The sequence below is a fragment of the Nocardia sp. NPDC055053 genome, from assembly GCF_053608285.1.
The window spans coordinates 13,016-35,396 of sequence record NZ_JBSGVD010000043.1; the positions used below are offsets into that span (position 1 = coordinate 13,016).

A 22,381-nucleotide genomic window follows, 5' to 3' on the forward strand; every position below is an offset into this window, starting at 1 on the left:
CGCGAATCGCCGAAAGATGGTGGCGAACGCTACTTGCGCCTGCGCCGGGGGATGGGTGTAGTATTGCTGGCACCTGGACATGGTCCAGGCGCGTTCAGCCCGACCCCCCGGGGCTGAACCCGACGGCCCCAGCCTCCTCCCCCCCGGCTGGGGCCGTCCTCTATTTCCGGGTAGGTCGAGAAAGTTCTCCACACCCCCGAGTTATCCACAATCGGCTTTCGCCGTCTTTCCGCTCGCTCGCAATTCCTCCACGCTGAGCTGCATGAACCTCCTCGCCGCACCACCCGCTGTCGGACTGGCTCCCGCGCTGGTACTCGTGCGCGACCATCGCCTGCGCGCCGAAGTGCGCCGGGTGGCGGCGGCCGCGGAACGCGCCACCGACGAGCGGACCATGCCGGTCGGCAGGCACGCGTGGTCGGGCGCTGGCATGGTGATCCTCGACACTGCGGCCGCTGCGGCAGCCGCCGCCGAGGGCTGTCCGCGGCGTCCGGGGATCGTGCTCGTCACCGAGGGGGAACCCGCGGTGCCCGACTGGCAGGCGGCCACCGCGGTCGGCGCCGAGCGGGTCGTCGCGTTGCCTGCCTGTGCGGTCGAACTGGTCGAGCAGTTCGCCGAGCACGCCGAATCCCGGACGGGGGAGGGCGTGGTCGTCGCGGTCGCAGGCGCGGGCGGTGGAGCGGGCGCGTCGACACTCGCCGCCGCTATCGCCCTACGTGCGGCCGCGCGACGGGCGCGACCCGACACCGTGCTCATCGACGGTGCTCCGCTCGACGGTGGAATCGACCTGGTGCTCGGGATGGAGAATGTCCCCGGCCTGCGCTGGCCGGACCTGGTCATCGAGGACGGCCGGGTCTCCGCGACAGCGCTGCACAACGCGCTGCCCGCTGCGGCGGCCGGGCTCGCGGTGTTGTCCTGCGGACGGCACGGCGCGGGGCGGTCACCTGCCGAGCTGACGCCTGCCGCTGTCCGTGCTGTCATCGAATCCGGCAGGGCAGCAGGCGATCTGGTCGTCTGCGATGTGTCCGCGGAGCGCGGTCCGGCGGCCGATGCGATGGTCGACGCCGCTGATCTGGTGGTCCTGGTCGTCCCTGCCCGGCTGCGCGCTGTCGCTGCCGCCGAGGTGGTGGCGGCCTATCTGGGTGAGCGAAATCCCAACCGGGGCTTGGTTGTTCGCGGTCCGGCGCCGGGTGGGTTGCGTGGTGCGGAAGTGGCCGAGGTGCTCGGGCTGCCGCTGCTGGCCGCGGTGCGCGGGCAGTCGGGGCTGGCGGCCCGACTCGAACGCGGTGGGCTGAGCGTGCGCAGGCGCGGGCCGCTGCGCGACGCGGCCGACGCGGTGTTGTCGATGGTGGGTGCGCGATGACCACGTTCGTCACCGTCGACCTGCTCGAACGGGTCCGCGAACGGCTCGCCGAGCATGCGGGCGTGCCCGATGCGGCGCAGCTGGCCGCCGCGATCCGGGCCGAAGCCGGTGGCGTGCTCGCCGACACCGACCTGCTGCGGGCGCTGCGCCTGCTGCAGACCGAGATGACCGGCGCGGGTCTGCTCGAGCCGCTGCTGCACGATCCCGCGGTCGCCGATGTGCTCGTCACCGGCCCCGGCTCGGTGTGGGTCGACCGTGGTCACGGGCTCGAACAGACCGACGTCCGGTTCGCCGACGAGGCCGCGGTCCGCAGGCTCGCCCAGCGCCTCGCCCTCGCCGCCGGACGCAGGCTCGACGACGCCCAACCCTGGGTCGACGGCAAACTCACCGGCGCCGAAGCGACTCTCGGCGACGCGTTCGGTGTCCGTCTGCACGCGGTCCTCGCGCCAGTCGCCCACGACGGCACCTGTCTGTCTCTGCGCGTGCTCCGCCCGGCCACCCAGGGCCTCAGCGCACTGGCCGCCGCCGGCTCGGTGCCTCCTGCGGCACTCCGGCTACTGACCGACATAGTCCGCGCCCGGCTGGCCTTTCTCGTCGTCGGCGGTACCGGCGCGGGCAAGACCACCCTGCTTTCCGCGCTCCTCGCCGCCGTAGAGCCGACCGAACGGATCATCTGCGTCGAGGACGCTGCCGAACTCGCCCCCGTCCATCCCCATGTGGTGCGGCTGGTCGCACGCACCGCCAACGTCGAGGGCGTCGGCGCGGTCACCGTGCGCGACCTGGTCCGCCAGGCACTGCGCATGCGCCCCGACCGCATCGTCGTCGGCGAGGTCCGCGGCGCTGAGGTGGTCGACCTGCTCACCGCCCTCAACACCGGCCACGACGGCGGCGCCGGCACCGTCCACGCCAACTCCCCCCAGGAAGTCCCCGCCCGCCTCGAAGCCCTCGCTGCCCTCGGCGGCATGGACCGCGCCGCCCTGCACAGCCAGCTCGCCGCCGCCGTCCAGGTGGTCCTCCACGTCCACCGCCGAGCCGACGGCACCCGCGGCCTCCGCGAGATCGGCGTCCTCGAACGCGACAGCGCCGGCATCCGAATCACCCCCGCCTGGCGCTCCGACAGCATGCCCACCCCCGGCGCCACCGAACTGAAGCGGCGGATCGAGGTGCGACTCGGATGAAAACCACAGGTGCCGGCGCATGGCCGATCCGCGGCAACAGCGCGTCGGCAGGGACGCATGCCGTGCGTACTGATATGTCCTCGGTCGGCGGCGATGGTGCGTCGCCGCAGGACGGTGACGGGCGCTCGGCTCAGAGCCGCACGGCGGCGGGATCGTCCAGTGCGGGCGCGGGTGGGATTCGATCGGTTCGGCTGCGCAGCTGGTTGAGGCGAGTGGTTCGGATGGCGACCGGGGTGCAACTGCGGGATCGGTTGGCGACCGATGGTCGACGGTCGGGCGGCAAGCGACGGCAATCGTCATGGGTGGGATCGAGTGTGTGCTCTTGCACGGTGGGGCATGCCGAGGGGACCTCGCGAGTCAGGGTGTCGCCGTTCAGTAGCGCGGTGCCGGCGTCGTTCTTCGGCACCGTGGGCGACGGGCCGGATCGCATGGGCGGTTCCAGATTCGATGTGGCGTTCGCTGCTGTGGATGCGGCGCTACCCAGTGACCTTGCGCTCGTTGCGGAATCGGTCCTGACTGCGACGCCGACGGCTTCCCTTCCGCGGACAGTGGTGCCGACTCACGTATCGGTAGCAGGTGCGGATTCAACGCGAAACATTCGGTGGCACAGCACTACTAGATGGCACGGGAGCCGCGATGGAGATCGGACTGCTTTGCTGCGCGGCGGCGGTGCTGATGCTGCCCGCTGCGGGCGATCGGCGGCGCTTTCGGCGGCTGTTCGAGGCGGGCGGTGTGCGTGCGGCGCGACGGATGCCTGTGGAGTGGTGTGCGGGAATCGGACTGGCGGGCACGGCCTTCGCGTTCGGGATCGGGACGGGACTGGCGGCGCTCATGGTGGGCGTCACCGTCGCGGTGCGGAATCGGCGCGGTCGTGGTGAGCGGGCACGTCGAGCGGAGTGCGGTCACCTGCTGGCCGGGCTCGAGGCCGTCGTCGGCGAACTGCGAGTGGGTGCGCATCCGAGCGCGGCGGCGGAGGCCGCGGCAGCCGAGTCGCGGGGAGAGGCGGCGCGGGTACTCGGGATCAGCGCGGGCCGCAGCAGGCTCGGGGGCTCCGGTGCCGACGGCTGGCTGCATCCGGATTCGATTGTCGCCGAGGAGTTGTCGAGGATCGCCGTCGCCTGGCGGGTGGCCGAAGAACACGGCCTCGCCCTCGCCGAGCTGCTGGCCGCGGCTCGCACCGACCTACTGGGCCGCATCCGCTTCCGCGACCGAACCGAAGCCGCTCTCGCGGGAGCCCGCGCCTCGGCCACCGTCCTGGCCGGTCTCCCGCTGGTAGGCATCGGCCTCGGCCAGCTCATGGGCGCGGCTCCCCTGACAGTGCTCTTCGGCTCACCCGCCGGCGAACTTCTCCTACCGCTCGGCGCCGCCCTCGCCTGCTGTGGACTGCTGTGGACAGATGTGATCACCCGCCGCGGAACGGCCTGAACCGGTGGGCGTCCGCTTGCGCCCGGCCTGCACGCTGTGCACAACCCCGGTGGGACAGGGGCGAGATGGGACACACGGTCGAACTGTGGCTGCGATCGGCCGGCCGACGGCGCTGCGGCAGGGCATTTCGCACTCTGGTGTGTGACGCGAAATACCTATCGCAGAGCCGTGATCGGGGATGGTGACGCCCTCGAGGCGTTTTCGGGAGGACAGAGGCGCCGCCAACTACTGACCGCGAAGCTGCAGGTGAGCATGCGGAGACAGGCCGCGGCGTCGGCATCGCCGGGTTGCTCGATACCCAAGACGCTCCAGCTGAACATCGTTGCAGCACAGGAAGTCCAGGTCCGTGGGGCATGGGCCAGGCGCCGGAGCGGAACGTGCGCGCGGCGGTCTAGACCGCACTGCGCTGCACGCCAGCGAGATCGGCGCCGGGGTCGAAGGTCTGGATTGGTCGAAACGTCATGGGGAGGGATTGCTGTGCAGGACATGGTGGGTACGCCGTCACCTTTCGCGCTGCTGGTCGCGGCCATAGCTGTGGTGCTATTGCCCGGTCGCGTGGCGGTGAGCCGGCGGATGCGGGCGCTGGGCCGGTCGCCGACGGCCACGGCGAAGGCGGGGAATGGGTCGGCGAAGGCGGATCCGCTCGGGTCGGCATCGGCGTTCGATCTGCTGGCCGCTTGTCTGCGGGCGGGGCTGCCGATCGCCGCGGCCGCGCGGGCAAGTGCGGGGACGGCGCCGCCGGTGTTGCGGGCCTCGCTGCTGCGGGCCGCCGATCTGCTGGCACTCGGCGCTGACGCGGCGACGGCGTGGGAGCGTGCCGCGGCGGATGCGGTCGGGTCGGCGGGCGCCGAGGAGGTCGAGTCGCTGGCCAGGATGGCGCGGCGCTCGGCCCGCTCGGGCTCCTCGTTGGCCGCGGCCGTCGGCGAACTGGCGGACCAGCGTCGGGAAGCCGTGGAAGACGCGGCCGGCGCGCGCGCCGAACGCGCCGGCGTGCTGATCGGCGGGCCGCTCGGCCTGTGCTTCCTGCCCGCCTTCGTGTGCCTCGGCATCGTCCCGGTCGTGATCGGCCTGGCGGATCGGGTCCTCGGCGACGGCGGACTGCTGTGACCGGCCTCGGCGAGGCCGGCGAATCGTCACCGCGCGGATCGGCCGCGTGGTGTGGAAGGAGAGGGGATCACGATGACGCTCGTACGCGCCGTATATATAGGGGCGAAGACGCGGATCACGCGCCTGCTGATCGACGACGACGGCATGTCCACCGCGGAGTACGCGATCGGCACCATCGCGGCCGCGGCGTTCGGTGCGGTGCTCTATGGGGTGGTGACGGGCGACAGCATTGTCAACGCGCTGACCCAGATCATCGACAAGGCACTCAACACGAGTGTGTAAAGCGGTGCGGCGCAGGTCATCTCACTGACGACGCGGGTGCGGTGACGGTCGAGGCCGCCATCGCCCTCGCCGCACTGGTGTGTGCGGTGGTGCTGTGCATCGGTGCGCTGCTGGCCGCGTCGACCCAGGTGCGCTGTGTCGACGCGGCTCGCGAGGCGGCCCGGTTGGCCGCTCGGGGCGACACGGCGCACGCTGTGGCCGCGGCCAGGACCATCGCGCCACCCGGCGCAGTGGTCGATATCCGCAGTGAGGGCGATCGGGTGGTGGCCGCCGTCGCCGCGGGCACACCGCTGCTCCCCGGACTCAGGTTGCGTGCCGAGGCGGTCGCGATCGCCGAGCCGGGGGTCGGGCGATGACCGGCTCGGTGGCGCGGCGGCTCGCCCGGGACGCAGGTGGCGCGACGGCCTTCGCGTGCTTGGCGCTGGCCGGGCTGATCGCGCTGACCATGGTGATCGGTCAGGTGGGTGTCGTCGTGGTCGCCCGGCATCGGGCACAGGCCGCGGCCGACCTCGGCGCGCTTGGCGCCGCGAGTGTGCTGGCAGAAGGGGCGGAGGCGGCGTGCGCCGAGGCCGGGGAGGTCGCTTGGCGGATGGGCGTGCGGGTGCGACGGTGCACGGTTGCGCAGTGGGACGTCGTGGTCGCGGTGGAGGCGAATGCGTCATTCGGAGTGTTCGGTGTGCGCACGGTCTCCGCTGCTGCTCGCGCCGGTCCGGCGGACGATAGTGCGTGACACAGAAGTGTTATCACTGGTCGGTGGATGTTCCGCACCGAGCTAATGCGGAATTCGCCGGAACGCATTCTCCGAATTCTCCCGAACATTGTTTTAGCAGGAGAGAACTAAATGAAAAGAATGATGTGGCCGACTCATATGCCCCGTTGGCAATGGGTCAGTTAACAGAAGAGTCGTCCTTTTTATTCCCGGGGGAGTCGGTCGCGGACGCGTCGGTGCTGGTCAACGCAAATATGGTCGAGCGACCAGCATTCTTGCGGTGACGTGTAGCACCAGTCACGTCACCGCCGCGGCGGCATCACGGAACAGGCGCCGGGCTCGGCTGGGCACGCAACTCGCCCAGAACAGCGACAAGAAGCCGGCCTGCGGCGTCCTTGTCCAGGGGGTTGTTCCCGTTTCCACACTTGGGTGACTGCACGCACGAGGGACAGCCGTCCTGGCACCCACAGCTGCGGATGACGCTGAGAGTGGCAGCCAGCCATTCCGCGAGCTGGGCGAAACCGCGCTCGGCGAACCCGGCGCCGCCTGGCTGGCCGTCGTAGACGAACACGGTCGGCGCGCCGGTGTCGGGATGCTCGGCGATGGAGACGCCGCCGATGTCCCAGCGGTCGCAGCCGGCGACCAGGGGCAGCATGCCGATTGCGGCGTGTTCGGCGGCATGCAGAGCGCCGGGGAGCTCGTCGTCGGAGATTCCCGCGGCGGCGAGCAGCCGGGGCGTGACGGTGTAGAGAACGGCCTTGGTGTGCAGCGTCTGGGCGGGCAGGTCGAGTTCGACCTGGTCGAGCACCTCGCCGGTGACCAGGGTGCGCAGGTAGCCGACAACCTGATTGGTGACCGCGACCTGCGCGGATGCGGTGGTGACGGCCCCGAAGACACGCTCCTCGGTCACCGCTTCGATGGTGATCGAGGTGACCTGACGGGCACTGGTGGTGAAACCGGGGTCCACCTCGTTGACGAAGGCGACGCCGCCGTCGAGGTCGAGTTCGTCGACCAGATAGGTCTCGCCCTGATGCAGGTGCACGGCTCCTTCGTGGAGGGTGGCGGGCGCCCGTCCCGCGTCGGCTGTGCCGAGTAGCCGTCCGGATTCGGCGTCGACGATGGCGACCGGTGTCCCGAGCCCACCACGCACGTCGACGGAGTCGTGGGGATGGGTGTGTGCGGTGACGTGCCAGCGTGCGGGTGTACCGCGCGTGCCGGGCCTGCGCCGGATCAGGCCCTGTCCGGCCAGGTCGGCGAGTACTTCGCCGGCCCGGAGCTCGGTCACCTCGTCGTCGGTGAGCGGCAGTTCCATGGCGGCACAGAGCAGCTGCGGCCCCAGCACATAGGGGTTGTAGGGGTCGGTGATGGTGGCCTCGATCGGCCGGTCGAGCAGTGCGGAGGGGTGGTGCACCAGGTAGGTGTCGAGCGGATCGTCGGTCGCCACCAGCACGACGAGCGCGCCCTGTAGCCGTCTGCCCGCACGCCCGGCCTGCTGCCAGAAGGACGCGACCGTGCCAGGGAAACCGGCGATGACCACGGCATCGAGACCGGCGATGTCGACGCCGAGTTCGAGGGCATTGGTGCTGGCCGCGCCGAGCAGTGTGCCCTCCGACAGCGACTGTTCGAGCTCCCTGCGGTCCTCCGCCAGGTATCCCGCACGGTAGGCGGCAACCCGTTCCTGCAGTTCAGGTGCTCTTTCGGCGAGCACACGCCGGGCATCGAGGGCGATCAGTTCGGCCCCGCGCCGGGAGCGGACGAAGGTCAGCGTGCGTGCGCCCTCGGCCACCAGACCGGCCATGATCTTGGCCGCCTCCCCGGTCGCGGTGCGGCGGACAGGAGCGCCGTTCTCCCCGGTCAGCGCCGCACTCATCGGCGGCTCCCACAGCGCGACGGTCCTGGCGCCGCGGGGTGACGCGTCCGCGGTGACGGCGGTGACCGGTGCGCCGATCAGCCTGCTCGCCGAGGCCGCTGGGTCGGCGCTGGTGGCCGAGCAGAGGATGAACACCGGGTCTGCGCCGTAGAACGCGGCGAGTCTGCGCAGCCTGCGCAGCACGAGGGCGACGTGCGATCCGAACACGCCCCGGTAGGAGTGGCATTCGTCGACCACCACATAGCGAAGGTTGCGCAGCACCCGCGCCCAGCGCTGATGCGACCGCAGCATCCCGACGTGCAGCATGTCGGGATTGGTGAATATCCAGCGCGCATTTGCCCGCACCCACTGCCTGACCTCGGCGGGAGTGTCGCCGTCATAGGCGGCCGGATGGGCCTCACGCAGGGGATTGTCGTGGATCAGCCCGCCGATGGCGCGCAGCTGATCGGCCCCTAGGGCCTTGGTGGGGGACAGGTACAGCGCGGTCGCGCGCTGGTCCTCGTGCAGCGCGGTGAGCACCGGCAATTGGTAGCCGAGGGATTTGCCGGACGCGGTCCCGGTGCTCACGACGACGTGTTTCCCGTCGACCGCGAGGCCCGCCGTCGAGGTCTGGTGCTCCCATGGTCGCTCGATCCCGGTCGCGCCAAGGGCTGTGACCAGCTCCGATGGCACCCATGTCGGCCACTCTGTGGTGCGCGCTCGCTGGGCGGGGAGCTCGGCGACATGGGTCAACGGGTTACCGCCGGCGGCCGCCTCTGCCAGGACACGATTCAGCAACGATCGACCGTAGCTCTCGCTCGCTACCGGCGATCGAACCTCGGTTCGCTCTGTCGGATTCATCCCATAGCCCTCTCGCGACACGCCGGAAGTGTGAAACGTGTGTGTGCGGCAAGCGCTACCTGCGATTTCGTAACCCAATAGCGACCTGGGTCACACCATGTTTGCTGGAAGCTCTCCCGGTTATCGTGAAGCAAACAGACTGAAAGTACGGATTCACCCAATCTGTCCCTCACCTGCGCATTCGCAAGATCAAGAATTTTGCAAATTGTCGGTAACTCGACTGTTGAATTGCTCGGAGACATGGTTCACTTGGTCCTGGTCGCAAGCTTCTGTGTTCGAGGGGACGGATCGAAAGTCCAACCATCAGCAGGATCGATGTTGCGAACGCCGTGCTCAGGCTTTCCTTGCAGGGGGACCCACAGTACAGCGGTCGGAACGGACCCGGTGGACGAACCCAGTTGTCCGCCGTTCCGGTAAGAAAGAGAAGGAACAGAATGGCACAGGGAACTGTGAAGTGGTTCAACGCGGAGAAGGGGTTCGGCTTCATCGCGCCCGAGGACGGCTCCGCTGACGTCTTCGTCCACTACTCGGAGATCCAGGGCACGGGCTTCCGTACCCTCGAGGAGAACCAGAAGGTCGAGTTCGAGGTCGGCCAGGGCACCAAGGGCCCGCAGGCCACCGGCGTTCGCGCGCTCTCCTGAGCTGCGAATCGAAACAACGCCCGTCCCCCATCTCCTGCGCGGAGGTGGGGGACGAGCCATTTCCGGGTAAAGTCGCCCGGAACTTCGCTGCTCGAGAGGGCTGCGAACCCGCGTCGCCAGCTGCCATGAACGCAGCTACCCAAGTGCGCAGGGTATAAACGTCACTGGTGGCGATGTCCGAACGTCGCGCCGTCTGCCCCAGCCGCGCACCGAGCGGACCTCCCGACGCGCGGATCTAGAAGGAAGGTGTTCGCCGGTGGCAACACGAGACCGCAGTTCAGCCGACCAGGGGCGTCCCCTGCGTCGTCTCGTGATCGTCGAGTCCCCGACGAAGGCCCGCAAGATCGCGCCGTACCTGGGCCGTAACTACACGGTCGAGGCGTCGGTGGGTCATATCCGCGACTTGCCGCGTGGCGCCGCCGACGTGCCTGCCAAGTACAAGGGGCAGTCCTGGGCGCGCCTCGGCGTCGACGTCGATCACGACTTCGAGCCGATCTATGTCGTCAGCCCGGACAAGAAGGCCAAGGTCTCCGAGCTCAAGAGCCTGCTGGCCGACGCCGACGAGCTCTATCTCGCCACCGACCCCGACCGCGAGGGCGAGGCGATCGCCTGGCATCTGCTCGAGACGCTCAAGCCGAAGGTCCCGGTCCGCCGGATGGTCTTCCATGAGATCACCGAGCCGGCCATCCTCGCCGCCGCCGCCGACACGCGCGAACTCGACAACGATCTGGTCGACGCCCAGGAAACCCGCCGCATCCTGGACCGCCTCTACGGCTACGAAGTCAGCCCGGTGCTGTGGAAGAAGGTCATGCCGCGGCTGTCGGCGGGCCGCGTGCAGTCCGTCGCCACCCGCGTCATCGTGCAGCGCGAGCGCGAGCGCATGGCGTTCCGTTCCGCCGAGTACTGGGACATCGCCGCCAAGCTCGACGCGGGCGTCGACGAGAACTCCGATTCGACCAACCCGCGCACGTTCGGCGCACGCCTGGTCCAGGTCAAGGGCGACCGGGTCGCCTCCGGCCGTGACTTCGGCTCCGACGGTCAGCTCAAGTCGGCCTCCGGTGTCGTCGTGCTGGACGAGGCCTATGCGCGCAGGCTGGCCGAGGCGCTCGACGGCGCCGACCTGGTCGTCTCCTCCGCCGAGGCCAAGCCGTACTCGCGCAAGCCGTATCCGCCGTTCATGACCTCGACGCTGCAGCAGGAGGCGGGCCGCAAGCTGCGCTTCACCTCCGAGCGCACGATGCGCGTGGCCCAGCGGCTGTACGAAAACGGCTACATCACCTACATGCGAACCGACTCGACCACGCTGTCGGAGTCGGCCATCGCCGCCGCGCGTTCGCAGGCCACCCAGCTCTACGGCGCGGAGTACGTCTCGCCGACGCCGCGGCAGTACACGCGCAAGGTCAAGAACGCGCAGGAAGCACACGAGGCGATCCGCCCGTCGGGCGACACCTTCATCACTCCCGGTCAGCTGGCCGCCAAGGTCGACCAGGACGAGTTCCGGCTCTACGAGCTGATCTGGCAGCGCACCGTCGCCTCGCAGATGGCCGACGCGCGCGGCACCACGCTGACCCTGCGCATCACCGGCACCGCGCGGACCGGCGAGGAGTGCGTGTTCTCCTCCTCGGGTCGCACGATCACCTTCCCCGGCTTCCTCAAGGCGTATGTCGAGAGCGTCGACGAAGAGGCCGGCGGTCAGTCCGACGACGCCGAATCCCGTTTGCCCGTACTGGAAGAGGGTCAGGGCGTCACCGCCGCCGAGCTGACTCCGGACGGGCACAGCACGAATCCGCCGGCGCGCTATACCGAAGCCTCGCTGATCAAGACGCTCGAGGAACTCGGCATCGGCCGCCCCTCGACGTACTCCTCGATCATCAAGACCATTCTCGATCGCGGGTACGTCTACAAGCGCGGTAGTGCGCTGGTGCCGTCGTGGGTGGCGTTCGCGGTGGTCGGTCTGCTCGAGGCGTACTTCGGCCGGCTGGTCGACTTCGACTTCACCGCCGCGATGGAGGACGACCTCGACGCGATCGCGGGCGGTCGCGAGCAGCGCGGAAACTGGTTGTCCAGCTTCTACTTCGGTGGCGATCACGGTGCCGAGGGCTCGGTGGCGCGCTCGGGTGGCCTCAAGAAGATGGTCGGCGAGCAGCTCGACGACATCGATGCCCGCGAAGTGAACTCGATCAAGATGTTCGTCGACGAGGAGGGCCGCGATGTCGTGGTCCGCGTCGGCCGGTTCGGGCCGTACCTGGAGCGGATGGTCGTCAATCCCGATGACCCGGACGGTGATCCGGTGTCGCAGCGGGCGAACCTGCCCGACGATCTGCCGCCGGACGAGCTGACGCCGGAGGTCGCCGAGAAGCTGTTCTCGACGCCGCAGGAGGGCCGCTCGCTCGGCGTCGACCCGGTGTCGGGGCACGAAATCGTCGCCAAGGAAGGACGTTTCGGCCCGTACGTCACCGAGGTGCTGCCCGAGCCGCCCGCGCCCGACCCGGCCGCGCCGCCCGCGAAGAAGACGACCAAGAAGGCGGCCGAGGTCAAGCCGCGCACCGGATCGCTGTTCAAGTCGATGGATCTGGCGACGATCACCCTCGACGACGCGCTCAAGCTGCTGTCGCTGCCTCGCGTGGTCGGCAACGACCCGGCCTCGGGCGAGGAGATCACCGCGCAGAACGGCCGCTACGGCCCGTACCTGAAGAAGGGCACCGACTCCCGGTCGCTGGCGACCGAGGACCAGCTGTTCACCGTCACCCTCGACGAGGCGCTCAAGCTCTACGCCGAGCCGAAGCGGCGTGGGCGGCAGGCGGCCAGCGCGGCTCCGCTGCGCGAGCTGGGCAACGACTCGGCGACGAACAAGCCGATGGTGATCAAGGACGGCCGGTTCGGTCCGTACGTCACCGACGGTGAGACCAACGCGAGCCTGCGTAAGGGCGACGAGGTCGAGTCGATCACCGACGAGCGGGCCTCCGAGCTGCTGGCCGATCGCCGGGCACGTGGGCCGGTGAAGAAGGCGGCGAAGAAGACGCCCGCGAAGAAGGCGGCCAAGAAGGCGCCGGCGAAGAAGACGGCGGCCAAGTCGACTGCGACGAAGACGGCCACGAAGACCGCGGTGAAGAAGACCGCCGCGAAGAAGGCCCCGGCCAAGAAGGCTCCTGCGAAGAAGGCAGCGAAAAGCGTTGGCGGCGAAGAAGGCTGACAGACGGCGTTGTCGGCGCTGTGACGATGTCCGCCGACTGCGCTGAGCAGTCACTAGAGGCTGCGACGGTCCAGATTTCGACCGATCGGCGGAGTGAACGTTCAGCGCGGTGGTCGATGGGATCCGTCGGATGGTGGCGCGGCTCGCCGAGCGCGTAGGTCGGTCCACCACTTCGAGACCGGGCATAGGCGTCGGGGCAGCCGGGTAAGGCACTTCGCCTGGGCCGGTGGCCCAACCCGTCAGGCAAGGCTGTCGTAGGGCGCGGCTAGGGTGTCTCCCGTGGCAGGTGTCTTCGATCGACTGGTCGGCCAGGACGTGGTCGAGACCGAGCTGACCGCTGCCGCCACGGCGGCGCGGGCCGGCGTCGTCACCGGGGCGATGACGCATTCGTGGCTGTTCACGGGCCCACCCGGTTCCGGCCGGTCGGTCGCCGCGCTGTGCTTCGCCGCGGCCCTGCAATGCACCGACCCCGATATCGTCGGCTGCGGTCGGTGCCACGCCTGCACCACCACGATGGCCGGTACGCACGGCGACGTGCGCCGGATCATCCCCGAGGGCCTGAGCATCAGTACCAAGGAAATGCGCGCGATCGTGCAGATCGCCTCCCGTAGGCCGAGTACCGGCCGCTGGCAGATCGTGGTGGTCGAGGACGCCGACCGGCTCACCGAGGGCGCGGCCAACGCCCTGCTCAAGGTGGTCGAGGAGCCGCCGGACCGCACCGTGTTCCTGCTGTGCGCGCCGACGGTCGACCCCGAAGACATCTCCGTCACGCTGCGCTCCAGGTGCAGGCACGTGCACCTGGTGACACCCACCGTCCCCGCCATCGCGCAGGTGCTGCGCGAGCGCGACCAGCTCGACCCGAAAACGGCCGACTGGGCGGCCGCGGTGAGCGGCGGCCACGTCGGCCGCGCGCGTCGCCTGGCCACCGACGAGGACGCGCGCAAGCGCCGTCAGCGCGCACTCGCCCTGGTCAGCGCGACGGAACGGCCCGGCGCCGCCTACGCCGCAGCCGACGAACTGGTGAAATCCGCCGACGACGAAGCCAAACTGATGAGCGCCGAACGCGACGACCGCGAACGCGACGAACTCGCCACCGCCCTCGGCGCGGGCGGCACCGGCAAGGGCGCGGCTTCGGCCACCCGCGGCTCGGCGGGCGTGCTCAAAGACCTCGAACGCCGCCAGAAGTCCCGCGCCACCCGCACCGGCCGCGACGCACTCGACCGCGCCCTCATCGACGTCGCAGGCATGTACCGCGACGCCCTCGCGATGCGCTTCGCCGGCCGCGGCGCCACCATCACCCTCACCCACCCCGACATGGCCGCCGAGATCACCGAACTCGCGTCCAACGTCCGCCCCGAAGGCCTGCTCCGCAGCATCGATGCCGTCCTGCAATGCCGGGAAGCACTGGACCTCAACGTGAAACCCCGCTTCGCCGTCGCCGCCATGGTCGCCACCCTGATCGCCGCCCGCTCCACCTGACCACCCGTTTTCGCGTTCTGCCCATTCCCGCGATAGACTCGCGTCGCCTAACGGCACGCCGCCTTAGCTCAGTCGGTAGAGCGCTTCACTCGTAATGAAAAGGTCGGGGGTTCGATTCCCCCAGGCGGCTCCACTCGGAAAGTAGCCCTAACCAGCTGCTTTCCGACCCTTCCTTCGCTTCCGGCGAGTCGGCGCAGCACCGTTCTTGTCACGCTTTGCCACAAGCGCCTCCAAAGTGCCCGCTGCGGAGACCAGAGCGTCGTCCTGTGAGTGCACATAGGTGCGCATCGTGAACGCGCTGTCAGCGTGCCCCAGCCACTCCGAGATCACCGCGATCGGCACTCCCTGAAGATGCATCAGAGTTCCGCAGGTGTGGCGAGCGTCGTGCAGCCGGATCCGGCGCACCTCGGCCGCCTTGGTGATCTTCTCCCAGTAGTCGGTCAGCGTGTCCGGGTGGTACGACGAGCCCGCCTCATCGATCACGACGTGCGTGCCAGGCCCGTACGCCTCACCGAGTGCCAGCTTCTCGGCCGCCTGCCGCTTGCGTGCTGCCCGCAGTTCCGCCTTGAGCGTCGGCGTCAGTGGCAGCGTCCGGCCGGAGTCCTCCGACTTCGGGTCGTATTCCACAGCCTTGCCGTTCACCGACACGGGTGTGGCTGACCACCGTATCTGTCACTTGATGCCACTTCGGCCGCGTCGCGTTCGGCGCCAGCCGAACTGTTCATGGCGATGCCACTGTGCTTGGAGCGACGTCCTGAAATCGGTAGTTGCGGACGTTCGAGAACGCGCGCCACGCGGCAGTCGACGCACGGCTTGCCGCCTGCTGTCGGGACTGACCAGCGGCAGGCCGTGCGTCGTGGTGGTGCTGGAGCGCCGCTAATGGCTGGCGCGATTGTCAGGAATTGCCCCTACTTCGGCTGCACCGGGAACGTCGCCGGCGCAGGGCCTTTGTCGTTGCGTGCTGGGGGAGCGAGGTTGACCTCCGGGGATTTCCACTCCTCGCCCGACTCGAGGTGCACGGTGTAGTAGGCCGGCCCGGTGACAGGCTCGGTCACAGGAAGGGTGATGCTGGCACCCGCGGATTTCCCGGGGCCGGGCAGTAGCTCGATCCGCGCTATGGGCTGGGGGGCATGTATCACGACGGATTTCACGGCCGGGGATATCTTTGCGGGGTTCGGGCCTGTGAGCCGCCACCGACCGAAGGTCTCCTCGAGCTCGTAATCCAGTGGGGGTAGCTGCTGGGCTTCTGTGATGGCTTCGTCGCTCATGTGCGTGCTCCTTGGTCATCAACGGGCAGTCACCGACTGTTCGGCAACTGTGTATCCGGTAGCGCAACATCTGCCTGATCGCCGAAGGTCGTTTGTGACCCAGGGCATCTCGGCGCGATCGACCACCTCAAGGTTCCCATAAAGCATCAGCCCGTGCATTCGAATCCATTGCTCAGCTGGGTTGCCACCTCGTCGGCCGTATGGGACCTTCCAGCCGGGCCCGCCATGCCCCAAGACAACGCCTGCTTGGCAGGACGAACGGCCAGAAGTCAGCCGGTCGTCCACCCTGCTGTACCCGCATATCGGCATGAGCGAACGTTCGAAGGCGGGCAACTCACCTGGAACCGAAGTTGTCACGGCGTTGCCACATCTCACCCAAACGGCCCCGGACGCAGCAAGACCCCCACAGAAGTATTTCGCCACTTCACGTAGGGGTACGGACGTCAGCAGACCACCAGTGGACACGAGGATTTCGACTCGTAATGAAAAGGTCGGGGGTTCGATTCCCCCAGGCGGCTCCAGCTCAGAGGCCCTTTCCGGTTCGCCGGGGAGGGCCTTTGTCGTTTCAGTGTGCCAACAGTGTGTCAACCGGGGGGAAGATCGCCCCGCGGCTCACTGATAGGGCGCGGCCCCCGTCGCCTCAACTCGTCCGCGTGCGTGTCGGAGTTGACCGACAGCGACATGGCCGGGTCGTGCCCGGCCAGGCCGCGACGATGTGGACCGGGATGCCCAACGCGAGCATCAGCGACGCCGAGGTGGTTCCGTAGCCCCCTTGGCTGGAGGACACCACTTCGGCCCGGCGAACGGCACGAACTCGGCCAGGACGCCGAGCAGGGTGAAGCCGCCCAGCCAGGACGACGCCGGGTGAGGCCGATGGGCCACAACGTGGGACATAGGGAATGGGACATCGCACGGCCTCGAGCTACGACGATCCCGTCGAGCCGGTCGCCGCCTGCTCGCTGTGCGCCAGTACGTGAGTGATCGGGACGCCCCGCGGACCTGCCACTGTGCCCCCGATGGCGTTGCCGACCCACGACGCCACGAAATGACCTGCACAATGTGGAGGCCGATGAGGGTCTTCATGCCACTGCTCCTTGGTTCTCGAATTCGTGGCGGTACAGAGAGATTCGATCGTGGCCGTGACGGTAGTTCTGGGGGACGACAGTGTTCGCGAATCTTTGTAGCATCGGGTTCATGAAGCGTGAAAGCATGTCTTTCGTCGGCGCTGTGGCCATCGCCGCTGCGGTAGTCGGTGCCCCCTCAGTCGCTGCTTTTCCTCTTCCGCTGCCTTCCGGGTCGTCGATGCCGCTGCCGACCGGGTCGTCGGAGGGGCAATGGGCGATCATCGACGGTACGGGGATGATCGAGAACCTGGACCGATGCTGGGCGAGCGGTTTCCCGCGCGAGGTGACCTACGAGAATCGAAGCGACCGAACGCTTCTGGTGTTCTCGACACCGGACTGCACGGGGACGCCGGTGGCGACGGTGGCGCCTCGCAGCATCGCTAATTACTACAGCTGGTCGATGGTCGCCGCTAGGTAGTAGAGCCGGCAACAACGTCAAAGGTCCCTTCCGGATTCCGGGAGGGGCTAGGTGGCCGTAGCGGGCGGAGTAGATGCCTGTGTGGGTGAGGTTGTAGGTGTCGGTGTGGTCGAAGAGGGCGTAGGTGAGGAGTTGGTGCGACGCCTCGGAATAGGCCGCGTCGGTAGACGTCGGTGCACAGGGCGAGGGCCCAGCAGGCTCGGCTGAGTTGGCAGGGCGGCGGAAAGGTTCGTGTAGACGTGCACAGGCCGCCGTCCGACGAAAGGGTCGAGCGCTGACTCGATGGTGCCACGCCTACGGATTCGCCCTGGTAGCGCCACCAGCAGGGTTGCAGAATTCTCTTTGCATAGATATTTGTGCAAAGAGTACTGTGCAAGTATGGCCGACGAAGTACCGTCCAGGGAGATCACCGATCCCGCCGCTCTTCGCGCGCTCGCGCATCCCCTCCGTCAGCGCATCCTGCGCGCACTCGCCGAGAAGGGCCCGGCGACGGCGACCGCGCTGGGTGCCCAGCTGGGTCAGAACACCGGGGCGACCAGCTATCACCTGCGTCAGCTCGCCGAGCACGGGTTCATCGAGGAGGCGCCCGAGCTGGCCAAGGGGAAGGAGCGGTGGTGGCGGTCGCCGCCGAAGGATCTGCGGTACCGGATGGACAAGGATCAGTCGCCGGAGATGCGGGAGCTGCTGGAAGGGCTTGTCGCACAGCACATCAGCGACGATGTCGAGATGTTCCAGCGGTTCCGGGCCGAACGCGCGGAGCTCGGGGAGTGGGCTGACACCATGCCGTTCTCGCGCGGCGCGATCTACGCGACCAGGGAGGAACTCGACGCCTTCTGCGAGGACTATCTCGCCCTGCTCAAGCGCTTCCAGGCCACGCACGCCGAGGGCAGGCCGGGGGCGCGCCGGGTACTCACCCGATTCATCGCCTTCCCGGCGCCGGGGATGGACAGCGAGTAGATCATGCTTCTTCGAATTGCCCTGGCCGCCACCATATTCGCCGCATTGCTGATCGGCGCCCCGCTCGCGCACGCGAACGACCACACCACCACCGACATCACCTTCACCCGCTCCGACGGGACGACGACCACCGGCACGATCCACGCACCCGCCGGCGCGACCGGCAGGCCTGGCATCGTGCTCGTCCACGGCTCGGGCACCGCCCGCGGCCCCCAATACGCCCAGGTCGCGGAAGCACTGGCACGGCAGGGCATCGTCGCGCTGCACTACGAGAAGCGCACCGAGGACTACACCCCAGCCCACCGCGACTTCTCCCTGCTCGCCGACGACGCACTGGCAGGCGTCGCCGCACTGCGGAATCGGCCCGAGGTGAACCCCGCCCACGTCGGTCTCTGGGGGCTCTCGGAAGGCGGCTGGGTCGCTCCGCTCGCCACCTCGCGCTCGGCCGATGTCGCCTTCCTGATCACCATCGGCGCCAACTCGGGCGCGCCGGCGGCACAGCAGACCTGGGCCAACGAGACCAGATTCGCGGCGGCGGGCGTCCGCGGATCGATGATCGATGTGCTGGCGCGCAACGGAATCCGGCAGATCGCGGGTGCCGGACAGTTCGCGCAGGCCGACTACGATCCGCTGCCGGTGCTGGCCCGGATCGAGCAACCGGTACTCGCGATCTGGGGTGACAAGGACCGGCTGACCCCGCCGGGCGACAGCCTGCGCGGCTTCCAGGAGACCTTCGATCGCGCGGGCAAGACGAACTACACCCTGCGCACCCTGCCGAACGCCCAGCACGGCGGCTTCACGACGACCGACGGATTCGACAGGGGCGAGGAGTTGGCTCCCGGCTACGCCCAGCTGATGGGGAATTGGGTGAACGGGCTGCCCGGCTCCGCTGCAAAACAGGCGGATAAACTTGCGGTGCAAGGGCAGTCGGTGTCGCCCCTGACACCGCTGGCGTGGTGGGAGTCGACCGCCGCCCAGCTGGCACTGCTGGCGGGAACCCTGCTCGCTCTCGCCGGATACGCGCTGACCGGCGTGGCCAAAGCCTGGCGCCTGCCGAACGCCCTGCCCGCGCGAATCCTGGTGGGGGCAGCGGGGATCGGCATCGTCGGCACGGTCGCGCAGCTGTTCTACGTCGCCTCGACCCGGGCGACCTCGTTCGGGCCATTGCTGTTCGGGCGCACCCTGTCCTGGGTGGCGCTGCAGCTGATCGCGGCGTGCGCGGTGATCGCGCTCGGCTTCGTCATCGCCCGTCGGGGGCGGATGCTCGACGGCGCGGGTGCGGGCGCGCGGATCCGCTGGGCGCTGGTGGTCTGCGGCGGCATCGGATTCACGCTGTGGGCGCTGTACTGGGGCCTGCTGTTGCCCTGAGAACACCGGCGCCCGTTCGGGTCACCCCACCACGCACCGTTGCTCGGCAGGGGCCTATTTCACAATCACCGACAGGTTCTGCGGCGTCGGTCCATGAAAGGGGTCGCCGGTCATCAGTAGCACCGTCGAGTTGCCGGGCGTCGGCGCGGAGAGCAGCACCACGTCCGGCGGGCCTTCGGGCGCGAGTACACGTCCGTTCGGTAGTGGGGTCGCGTTCTGGTACACGCCGAGCACCACGGAGCCCGATGTCACCCGCGCTCCCGCGGCGGGTAGCAGCACGATGTCACCGGGCGCCAGCTCCAATCTCTCCCCGACCGGACCTGCGCGGAGGTCAACCAACCGTGGCATAGGCCTGCGCAAGCGCGGATTCCACGCTCACATCCTCGGCCTCGTCCCAATCCGCGGCCTGGGCGAAGATGGGCCCGCCCCTCGGATAGATGGACCGAGCGAAGGCGAAGTCGATGGCGTTGATGTCCGAGCCGCCGCGAATCGGCTGCCCGTCCGTGGTGATCTGGCCGGGCAACTGGTAGCACATGATCGAATCCTGATCGGCGTGCGGCGTAGCCATGATCGAGCGTTCGTCCAGCGGGGTCAGGACGTTCGACCGCGTCTGCTGTTCGCTCCACCCGAAGGTGTCACGGAAATAGGCGATCGTCTTGGCGACATCGAGCCGATTGATCAGCGCGCGGCGCAGATGCTCATGCGGGAAGCCGAGCGTGTGGCCCGTCTCGTGGCGTACGACCCGCTTGTACTCGGCCTCCGACGTATTCATCGTGAACCCCTGCAGGTTCATCGTCGGACGGTTCTGCGGAATCAGCAGTACGTCCGTGCCGAGATAGGACCAATAACCTTGTCCGGTGCGGGAAATGCGCACCTGGCCGGTGCCGTTCGTCAGGACGAAGTTGACGCCGATGCCCCAGGCGTTCATATGGCTGAGAATGCGCTGTTTGAGGTCGGCCCCGGTCGTCTCCATGAAACTGACCGACAATGTGCGCCGCTGAAAGCCCCAGTACTTCGAACTCAGTACCGCCAGCTCGGCCACCTGCGGCAGGCCGCCTTCCGCTGCCGCGCCCTGGGTGAGCGGCGCATTCACCGGATTGATCTGCGCGGCGATTTCCGCCGCGCGCTCCTGCATCCGGGACGGCAGCGTCGGAATGACGCAGCCCGCGTCCTCTGGAGGGGAAGCGGTGGCGGTGAAGTCGTAGAGACCGTCGCTGTTGTGTTCGTGGTCGGGTTTCTTGGCCATGGGGTCCTCCTCATCGGGTATCAACGTGGATGCGACTGTCGCACGAAGAAAACGACGAGGTCCCGAGTAGTCGACTACTCGATCTGGGGTCCCCTCCAGGCACAAGAAAGGCCCCCGACCTGGGTAGTCGGGGGCCTCGAGTTGCTCCTGAGCCGATCGCCGTTGACCGGGCTCAGGAGAACCGACTCGGGTCAGCGGGCGGCGACGTTGCGGCGGGTGGCCCGAGAGTTGGTGGCGGAAAGCAGGATCTGGTGCAGGATGGCGTCGAAGGCGACGCTGTCCTCGATATTGCCGAGATGGCCGTGCGGGAGCACGTGCACATCGGCCAGGTGGCCGGTGCGGCGCAGGATGTCGACGATCGGGCGGGACATGCGCTGCGGGAGCAACCGGTCCTGGGCGCCCGCGATCACGGTCGTCGGCACGGTCAGGTTGGCGGTGCCGGCCGACAGATCCATGTCGGCCATCGCGGCGGCGTGGCGGCCACGGGCGAGCGGACGGCAGGAGCGGATGATGCCGACCGCGAAGTCGACCTCGTCGTCGGAGGCCTCCGGGGTCATGATGCGGTTGCGGAACACCTGCTCGGTGAACCAGCCGCCGGGGATCGGCACCGGCGCGAACAACAGCGACTCGCTGACCGGCTGCGGCATCCGGATCGGAGCGCCGAGGAAGGTGACCGGGTACTCGGCGAGGGTGAGCTGCTTGTTCAGCAGCGGCAGCAGATCGGTTTCCTCGCGGATGCCGCCGTTGGCGGTATTGGCCAGCAGCACGGCGGCGGCCCGCTCGGATACCTGCTCGGGGTGGTGCTTGGCCCAGGCCTGGATGGTCAGACCACCCATGCTGTGCCCGGCAAGGACGGCCTGCTCACCCGGGCGCAGCGTCGCGTCCAGGACAGTGGCGAGGTCGTCGGCCAGGGTGTGCTCGCTGGGGGCGACGGTGCCGAGGGTGGACTCGCCGTGTCCGCGCTGGTCGTAGCTGACCACGCGGTACTCGCCTGCGAAGGCGCTGATCTGCGGGTTCCAGTATTCGATGCTGCACGCCCAGCCGTGGATCAGGACCAGGGTGGGGGCGGTGTCGGGACCGTAGACGTGGACCCTGAGGTCGGCGCCGTCGGCGGTGGTCACCGGGACGACCCGGTGTTCGACGGCGGGGGCGTTGAGTTTCGCTGTCGCGAAACTGCGGGTACGCAGCCCCGCACGGAACTGTGCGGTCAGTGCGCCTACCGTCATCATCGACTTCGCAAGCATGTCGGCACTCCTTTGTGTCGTAGGCCACCGTACAGTGCGAGCTCGGGTGCTAGCTAGTGTTAGCGGGTCGCAGTGTCCCATTTGTTGTGAACTGGGTTACCGGACGCGCAGACACTGTGAAATCGCACGAAATCGCCGGAAAATTACAGCGAGTCACCGCGATCCGGGCATGCTGGCGGCCTCGACCGGCCCCGGCTACCGTAGGAGCGTGGACAGCACGCCCGTCATGGCCGAATTCTCCGGCGCACCGCACCGGGAACCGGCGCGTCCGTTCTGGCAGCGGATGGCCCCGCCGCTGATCGCCGCGGGACTTGGTGTCGGCACGCTGGCGCTGCTGCACTTCCGCGACCCGCACGTCGAGGGTTCCTACGGGCTGTGCCCGGTGTACGCGCTGTTCGGGGTGTACTGCCCCGGCTGCGGCGGGATGCGGGCGATGCACAATCTCACCGACGGCCGGATCCTCGATTCGCTGCAGAGCAATGTGCTCGTCGTGCCGCTGGTCCTCGCGTTCGCGGTGTTCGTCGTCGACTGGCTGGTGCGCGCCCGGCGTGGCCGACGGTGGCGACTGCCGGGGCTGAACCCGGTGCTCGTGTGGTCGTTCTTCGGCCTGCTCGCTGTCTATACCGTTTTGCGCAACACGCCGTGGGGAACCTGGCTCACGCCCGTCTGATA

Annotated in this window: 20 protein-coding genes and 1 tRNA gene; 15 read left to right on the forward strand and 6 right to left on the reverse strand. The window is 68.6% G+C overall.

From position 1 onward, the window contains the following. The first annotated feature begins 262 nt into the window (after positions 1–262). The 7 genes from ssd to ACWF82_RS30085 all read left to right on the forward strand — a co-directional run bounded on the left by ssd (position 263) and on the right by ACWF82_RS30085 (position 6,082). Entirely contained in the window at positions 263–1,360 is a 1,098-nt protein-coding gene (gene ssd / locus ACWF82_RS30055; protein ID WP_452506631.1) for a septum site-determining protein Ssd, read from the forward strand. Further along, positions 1,357–2,538 (forward strand): TadA family conjugal transfer-associated ATPase, encoded by a 1,182-nt coding sequence (locus tag ACWF82_RS30060; protein WP_452506633.1) that lies wholly within the window; start codon positions 1,357–1,359, stop codon positions 2,536–2,538. Before ssd ends, ACWF82_RS30060 begins: the two co-directional genes overlap by 4 nt. A gap of 636 nt (positions 2,539–3,174) precedes the next feature. Further along, on the forward strand, positions 3,175–3,963 hold the full coding sequence (locus ACWF82_RS30065) for a type II secretion system F family protein (RefSeq protein WP_452506635.1): 789 nt from the start codon (positions 3,175–3,177) through the stop codon (positions 3,961–3,963). A gap of 486 nt (positions 3,964–4,449) precedes the next feature. Further along, positions 4,450–5,070 carry a type II secretion system F family protein gene (locus ACWF82_RS30070; RefSeq protein WP_452506683.1) on the forward strand — a complete coding sequence of 207 codons (621 nt, stop codon included), beginning with the start codon at positions 4,450–4,452 and terminating at the stop codon, positions 5,068–5,070. 72 nt (positions 5,071–5,142) lie between these two features. Then, entirely contained in the window at positions 5,143–5,352 is a 210-nt protein-coding gene (locus tag ACWF82_RS30075; protein WP_452506637.1) for a DUF4244 domain-containing protein, read from the forward strand. A gap of 41 nt (positions 5,353–5,393) precedes the next feature. Continuing rightward, the gene (locus ACWF82_RS30080; protein WP_452506639.1) at positions 5,394–5,708 is read left to right on the forward strand and encodes a TadE family type IV pilus minor pilin; all 315 of its coding nucleotides are present in this window, start codon (positions 5,394–5,396) and stop codon (positions 5,706–5,708) included. Then, entirely contained in the window at positions 5,705–6,082 is a 378-nt protein-coding gene (locus ACWF82_RS30085; protein ID WP_452506641.1) for an Rv3654c family TadE-like protein, read from the forward strand. The genes ACWF82_RS30080 and ACWF82_RS30085 overlap by 4 nt, the downstream gene beginning before the upstream one ends. A 298-nt stretch (positions 6,083–6,380) precedes the next feature. On the opposite strand, the gene ACWF82_RS30090 is transcribed toward ACWF82_RS30085, so the two are convergent. Next, complete coding sequence (locus ACWF82_RS30090) at positions 6,381–8,771, reverse strand: DEAD/DEAH box helicase (RefSeq protein WP_452506643.1); 2,391 nt, start codon at positions 8,769–8,771, stop codon at positions 6,381–6,383. Positions 8,772–9,205: 434 nt separating this feature from the next. Between ACWF82_RS30090 and ACWF82_RS30095 the strand changes: the two genes are divergently transcribed. The 4 genes from ACWF82_RS30095 to ACWF82_RS30110 all read left to right on the forward strand — a co-directional run bounded on the left by ACWF82_RS30095 (position 9,206) and on the right by ACWF82_RS30110 (position 14,217). Next, the gene (locus ACWF82_RS30095; RefSeq protein ID WP_019044597.1) at positions 9,206–9,412 is read left to right on the forward strand and encodes a cold-shock protein; all 207 of its coding nucleotides are present in this window, start codon (positions 9,206–9,208) and stop codon (positions 9,410–9,412) included. A 256-nt stretch (positions 9,413–9,668) separates the two neighbouring features. Next, positions 9,669–12,605, forward strand: coding sequence for a type I DNA topoisomerase (gene topA, locus ACWF82_RS30100; protein ID WP_452506645.1), 2,937 nt, complete (start codon positions 9,669–9,671; stop codon positions 12,603–12,605). A 279-nt stretch (positions 12,606–12,884) separates the two neighbouring features. After that, the gene (locus ACWF82_RS30105; protein WP_452506647.1) at positions 12,885–14,084 is read left to right on the forward strand and encodes a DNA polymerase III subunit delta'; all 1,200 of its coding nucleotides are present in this window, start codon (positions 12,885–12,887) and stop codon (positions 14,082–14,084) included. Positions 14,085–14,141: 57 nt separating this feature from the next. Continuing rightward, positions 14,142–14,217: transfer RNA gene (locus tag ACWF82_RS30110), tRNA-Thr, on the forward strand. 14 nt (positions 14,218–14,231) lie between these two features. Here ACWF82_RS30110 and ACWF82_RS30115 read toward each other — a convergent pair. Then, on the reverse strand, positions 14,232–14,726 hold the full coding sequence (locus ACWF82_RS30115) for a site-specific integrase (RefSeq protein ID WP_452506649.1): 495 nt from the start codon (positions 14,724–14,726) through the stop codon (positions 14,232–14,234). 266 nt (positions 14,727–14,992) lie between these two features. Next, positions 14,993–15,352 (reverse strand): hypothetical protein, encoded by a 360-nt coding sequence (locus ACWF82_RS30120; protein ID WP_452506651.1) that lies wholly within the window; start codon positions 15,350–15,352, stop codon positions 14,993–14,995. A gap of 1,194 nt (positions 15,353–16,546) precedes the next feature. On the opposite strand from ACWF82_RS30120, the gene ACWF82_RS30125 reads away from it, so the two are divergent. The 3 genes from ACWF82_RS30125 to ACWF82_RS30135 all read left to right on the forward strand — a co-directional run bounded on the left by ACWF82_RS30125 (position 16,547) and on the right by ACWF82_RS30135 (position 19,219). Next, complete coding sequence (locus ACWF82_RS30125) at positions 16,547–16,894, forward strand: hypothetical protein (RefSeq protein WP_452506653.1); 348 nt, start codon at positions 16,547–16,549, stop codon at positions 16,892–16,894. 378 nt (positions 16,895–17,272) lie between these two features. After that, positions 17,273–17,851 (forward strand): ArsR/SmtB family transcription factor, encoded by a 579-nt coding sequence (locus ACWF82_RS30130; RefSeq protein ID WP_452506655.1) that lies wholly within the window; start codon positions 17,273–17,275, stop codon positions 17,849–17,851. Positions 17,852–17,854: 3 nt separating this feature from the next. Beyond that, positions 17,855–19,219, forward strand: a complete 1,365-nt coding sequence (locus ACWF82_RS30135; RefSeq protein ID WP_452506657.1) for an alpha/beta hydrolase family protein — start codon at positions 17,855–17,857, stop codon at positions 19,217–19,219. Between the two features lie 54 nt (positions 19,220–19,273). On the opposite strand, the gene ACWF82_RS30140 is transcribed toward ACWF82_RS30135, so the two are convergent. The 3 genes from ACWF82_RS30140 to ACWF82_RS30150 form a co-directional block, all read right to left on the reverse strand. Further along, complete coding sequence (locus ACWF82_RS30140; protein WP_452506659.1) at positions 19,274–19,522, reverse strand: hypothetical protein; 249 nt, start codon at positions 19,520–19,522, stop codon at positions 19,274–19,276. A 28-nt stretch (positions 19,523–19,550) separates the two neighbouring features. Beyond that, positions 19,551–20,465: a M12 family metallopeptidase gene (locus tag ACWF82_RS30145; protein WP_452506661.1), complete on the reverse strand. Its 915-nt coding sequence runs from the start codon at positions 20,463–20,465 to the stop codon at positions 19,551–19,553. Between the two features lie 191 nt (positions 20,466–20,656). Beyond that, positions 20,657–21,709, reverse strand: coding sequence for an alpha/beta fold hydrolase (locus ACWF82_RS30150; protein ID WP_452506663.1), 1,053 nt, complete (start codon positions 21,707–21,709; stop codon positions 20,657–20,659). A gap of 208 nt (positions 21,710–21,917) precedes the next feature. On the opposite strand from ACWF82_RS30150, the gene ACWF82_RS30155 reads away from it, so the two are divergent. Next, positions 21,918–22,379 (forward strand): DUF2752 domain-containing protein, encoded by a 462-nt coding sequence (locus tag ACWF82_RS30155; protein ID WP_452506665.1) that lies wholly within the window; start codon positions 21,918–21,920, stop codon positions 22,377–22,379. Positions 22,380–22,381 lie beyond the last annotated feature (2 nt).

Coding starts and splice junctions, on each gene's coding strand:
- ACWF82_RS30145 (WP_452506661.1), bottom strand. CDS start 20,465: ATGGCCAAGAAACCCGACCACGAACACAACAGCGACGGTCTCTACGAC.
- ACWF82_RS30120 (WP_452506651.1), bottom strand. CDS start 15,352: ATGAGCGACGAAGCCATCACAGAAGCCCAGCAGCTACCCCCACTGGAT.
- ACWF82_RS30125 (WP_452506653.1), top strand. CDS start 16,547: ATGAAGCGTGAAAGCATGTCTTTCGTCGGCGCTGTGGCCATCGCCGCT.
- ACWF82_RS30130 (WP_452506655.1), top strand. CDS start 17,273: ATGGCCGACGAAGTACCGTCCAGGGAGATCACCGATCCCGCCGCTCTT.
- ACWF82_RS30065 (WP_452506635.1), top strand. CDS start 3,175: ATGGAGATCGGACTGCTTTGCTGCGCGGCGGCGGTGCTGATGCTGCCC.
- ACWF82_RS30060 (WP_452506633.1), top strand. CDS start 1,357: ATGACCACGTTCGTCACCGTCGACCTGCTCGAACGGGTCCGCGAACGG.
- ACWF82_RS30095 (WP_019044597.1), top strand. CDS start 9,206: ATGGCACAGGGAACTGTGAAGTGGTTCAACGCGGAGAAGGGGTTCGGC.
- ACWF82_RS30070 (WP_452506683.1), top strand. CDS start 4,450: ATGGTGGGTACGCCGTCACCTTTCGCGCTGCTGGTCGCGGCCATAGCT.
- ssd (WP_452506631.1), top strand. CDS start 263: ATGAACCTCCTCGCCGCACCACCCGCTGTCGGACTGGCTCCCGCGCTG.
- ACWF82_RS30135 (WP_452506657.1), top strand. CDS start 17,855: ATGCTTCTTCGAATTGCCCTGGCCGCCACCATATTCGCCGCATTGCTG.
- ACWF82_RS30075 (WP_452506637.1), top strand. CDS start 5,143: ATGACGCTCGTACGCGCCGTATATATAGGGGCGAAGACGCGGATCACG.
- ACWF82_RS30085 (WP_452506641.1), top strand. CDS start 5,705: ATGACCGGCTCGGTGGCGCGGCGGCTCGCCCGGGACGCAGGTGGCGCG.
- ACWF82_RS30090 (WP_452506643.1), bottom strand. CDS start 8,771: ATGAATCCGACAGAGCGAACCGAGGTTCGATCGCCGGTAGCGAGCGAG.
- ACWF82_RS30150 (WP_452506663.1), bottom strand. CDS start 21,709: ATGCTTGCGAAGTCGATGATGACGGTAGGCGCACTGACCGCACAGTTC.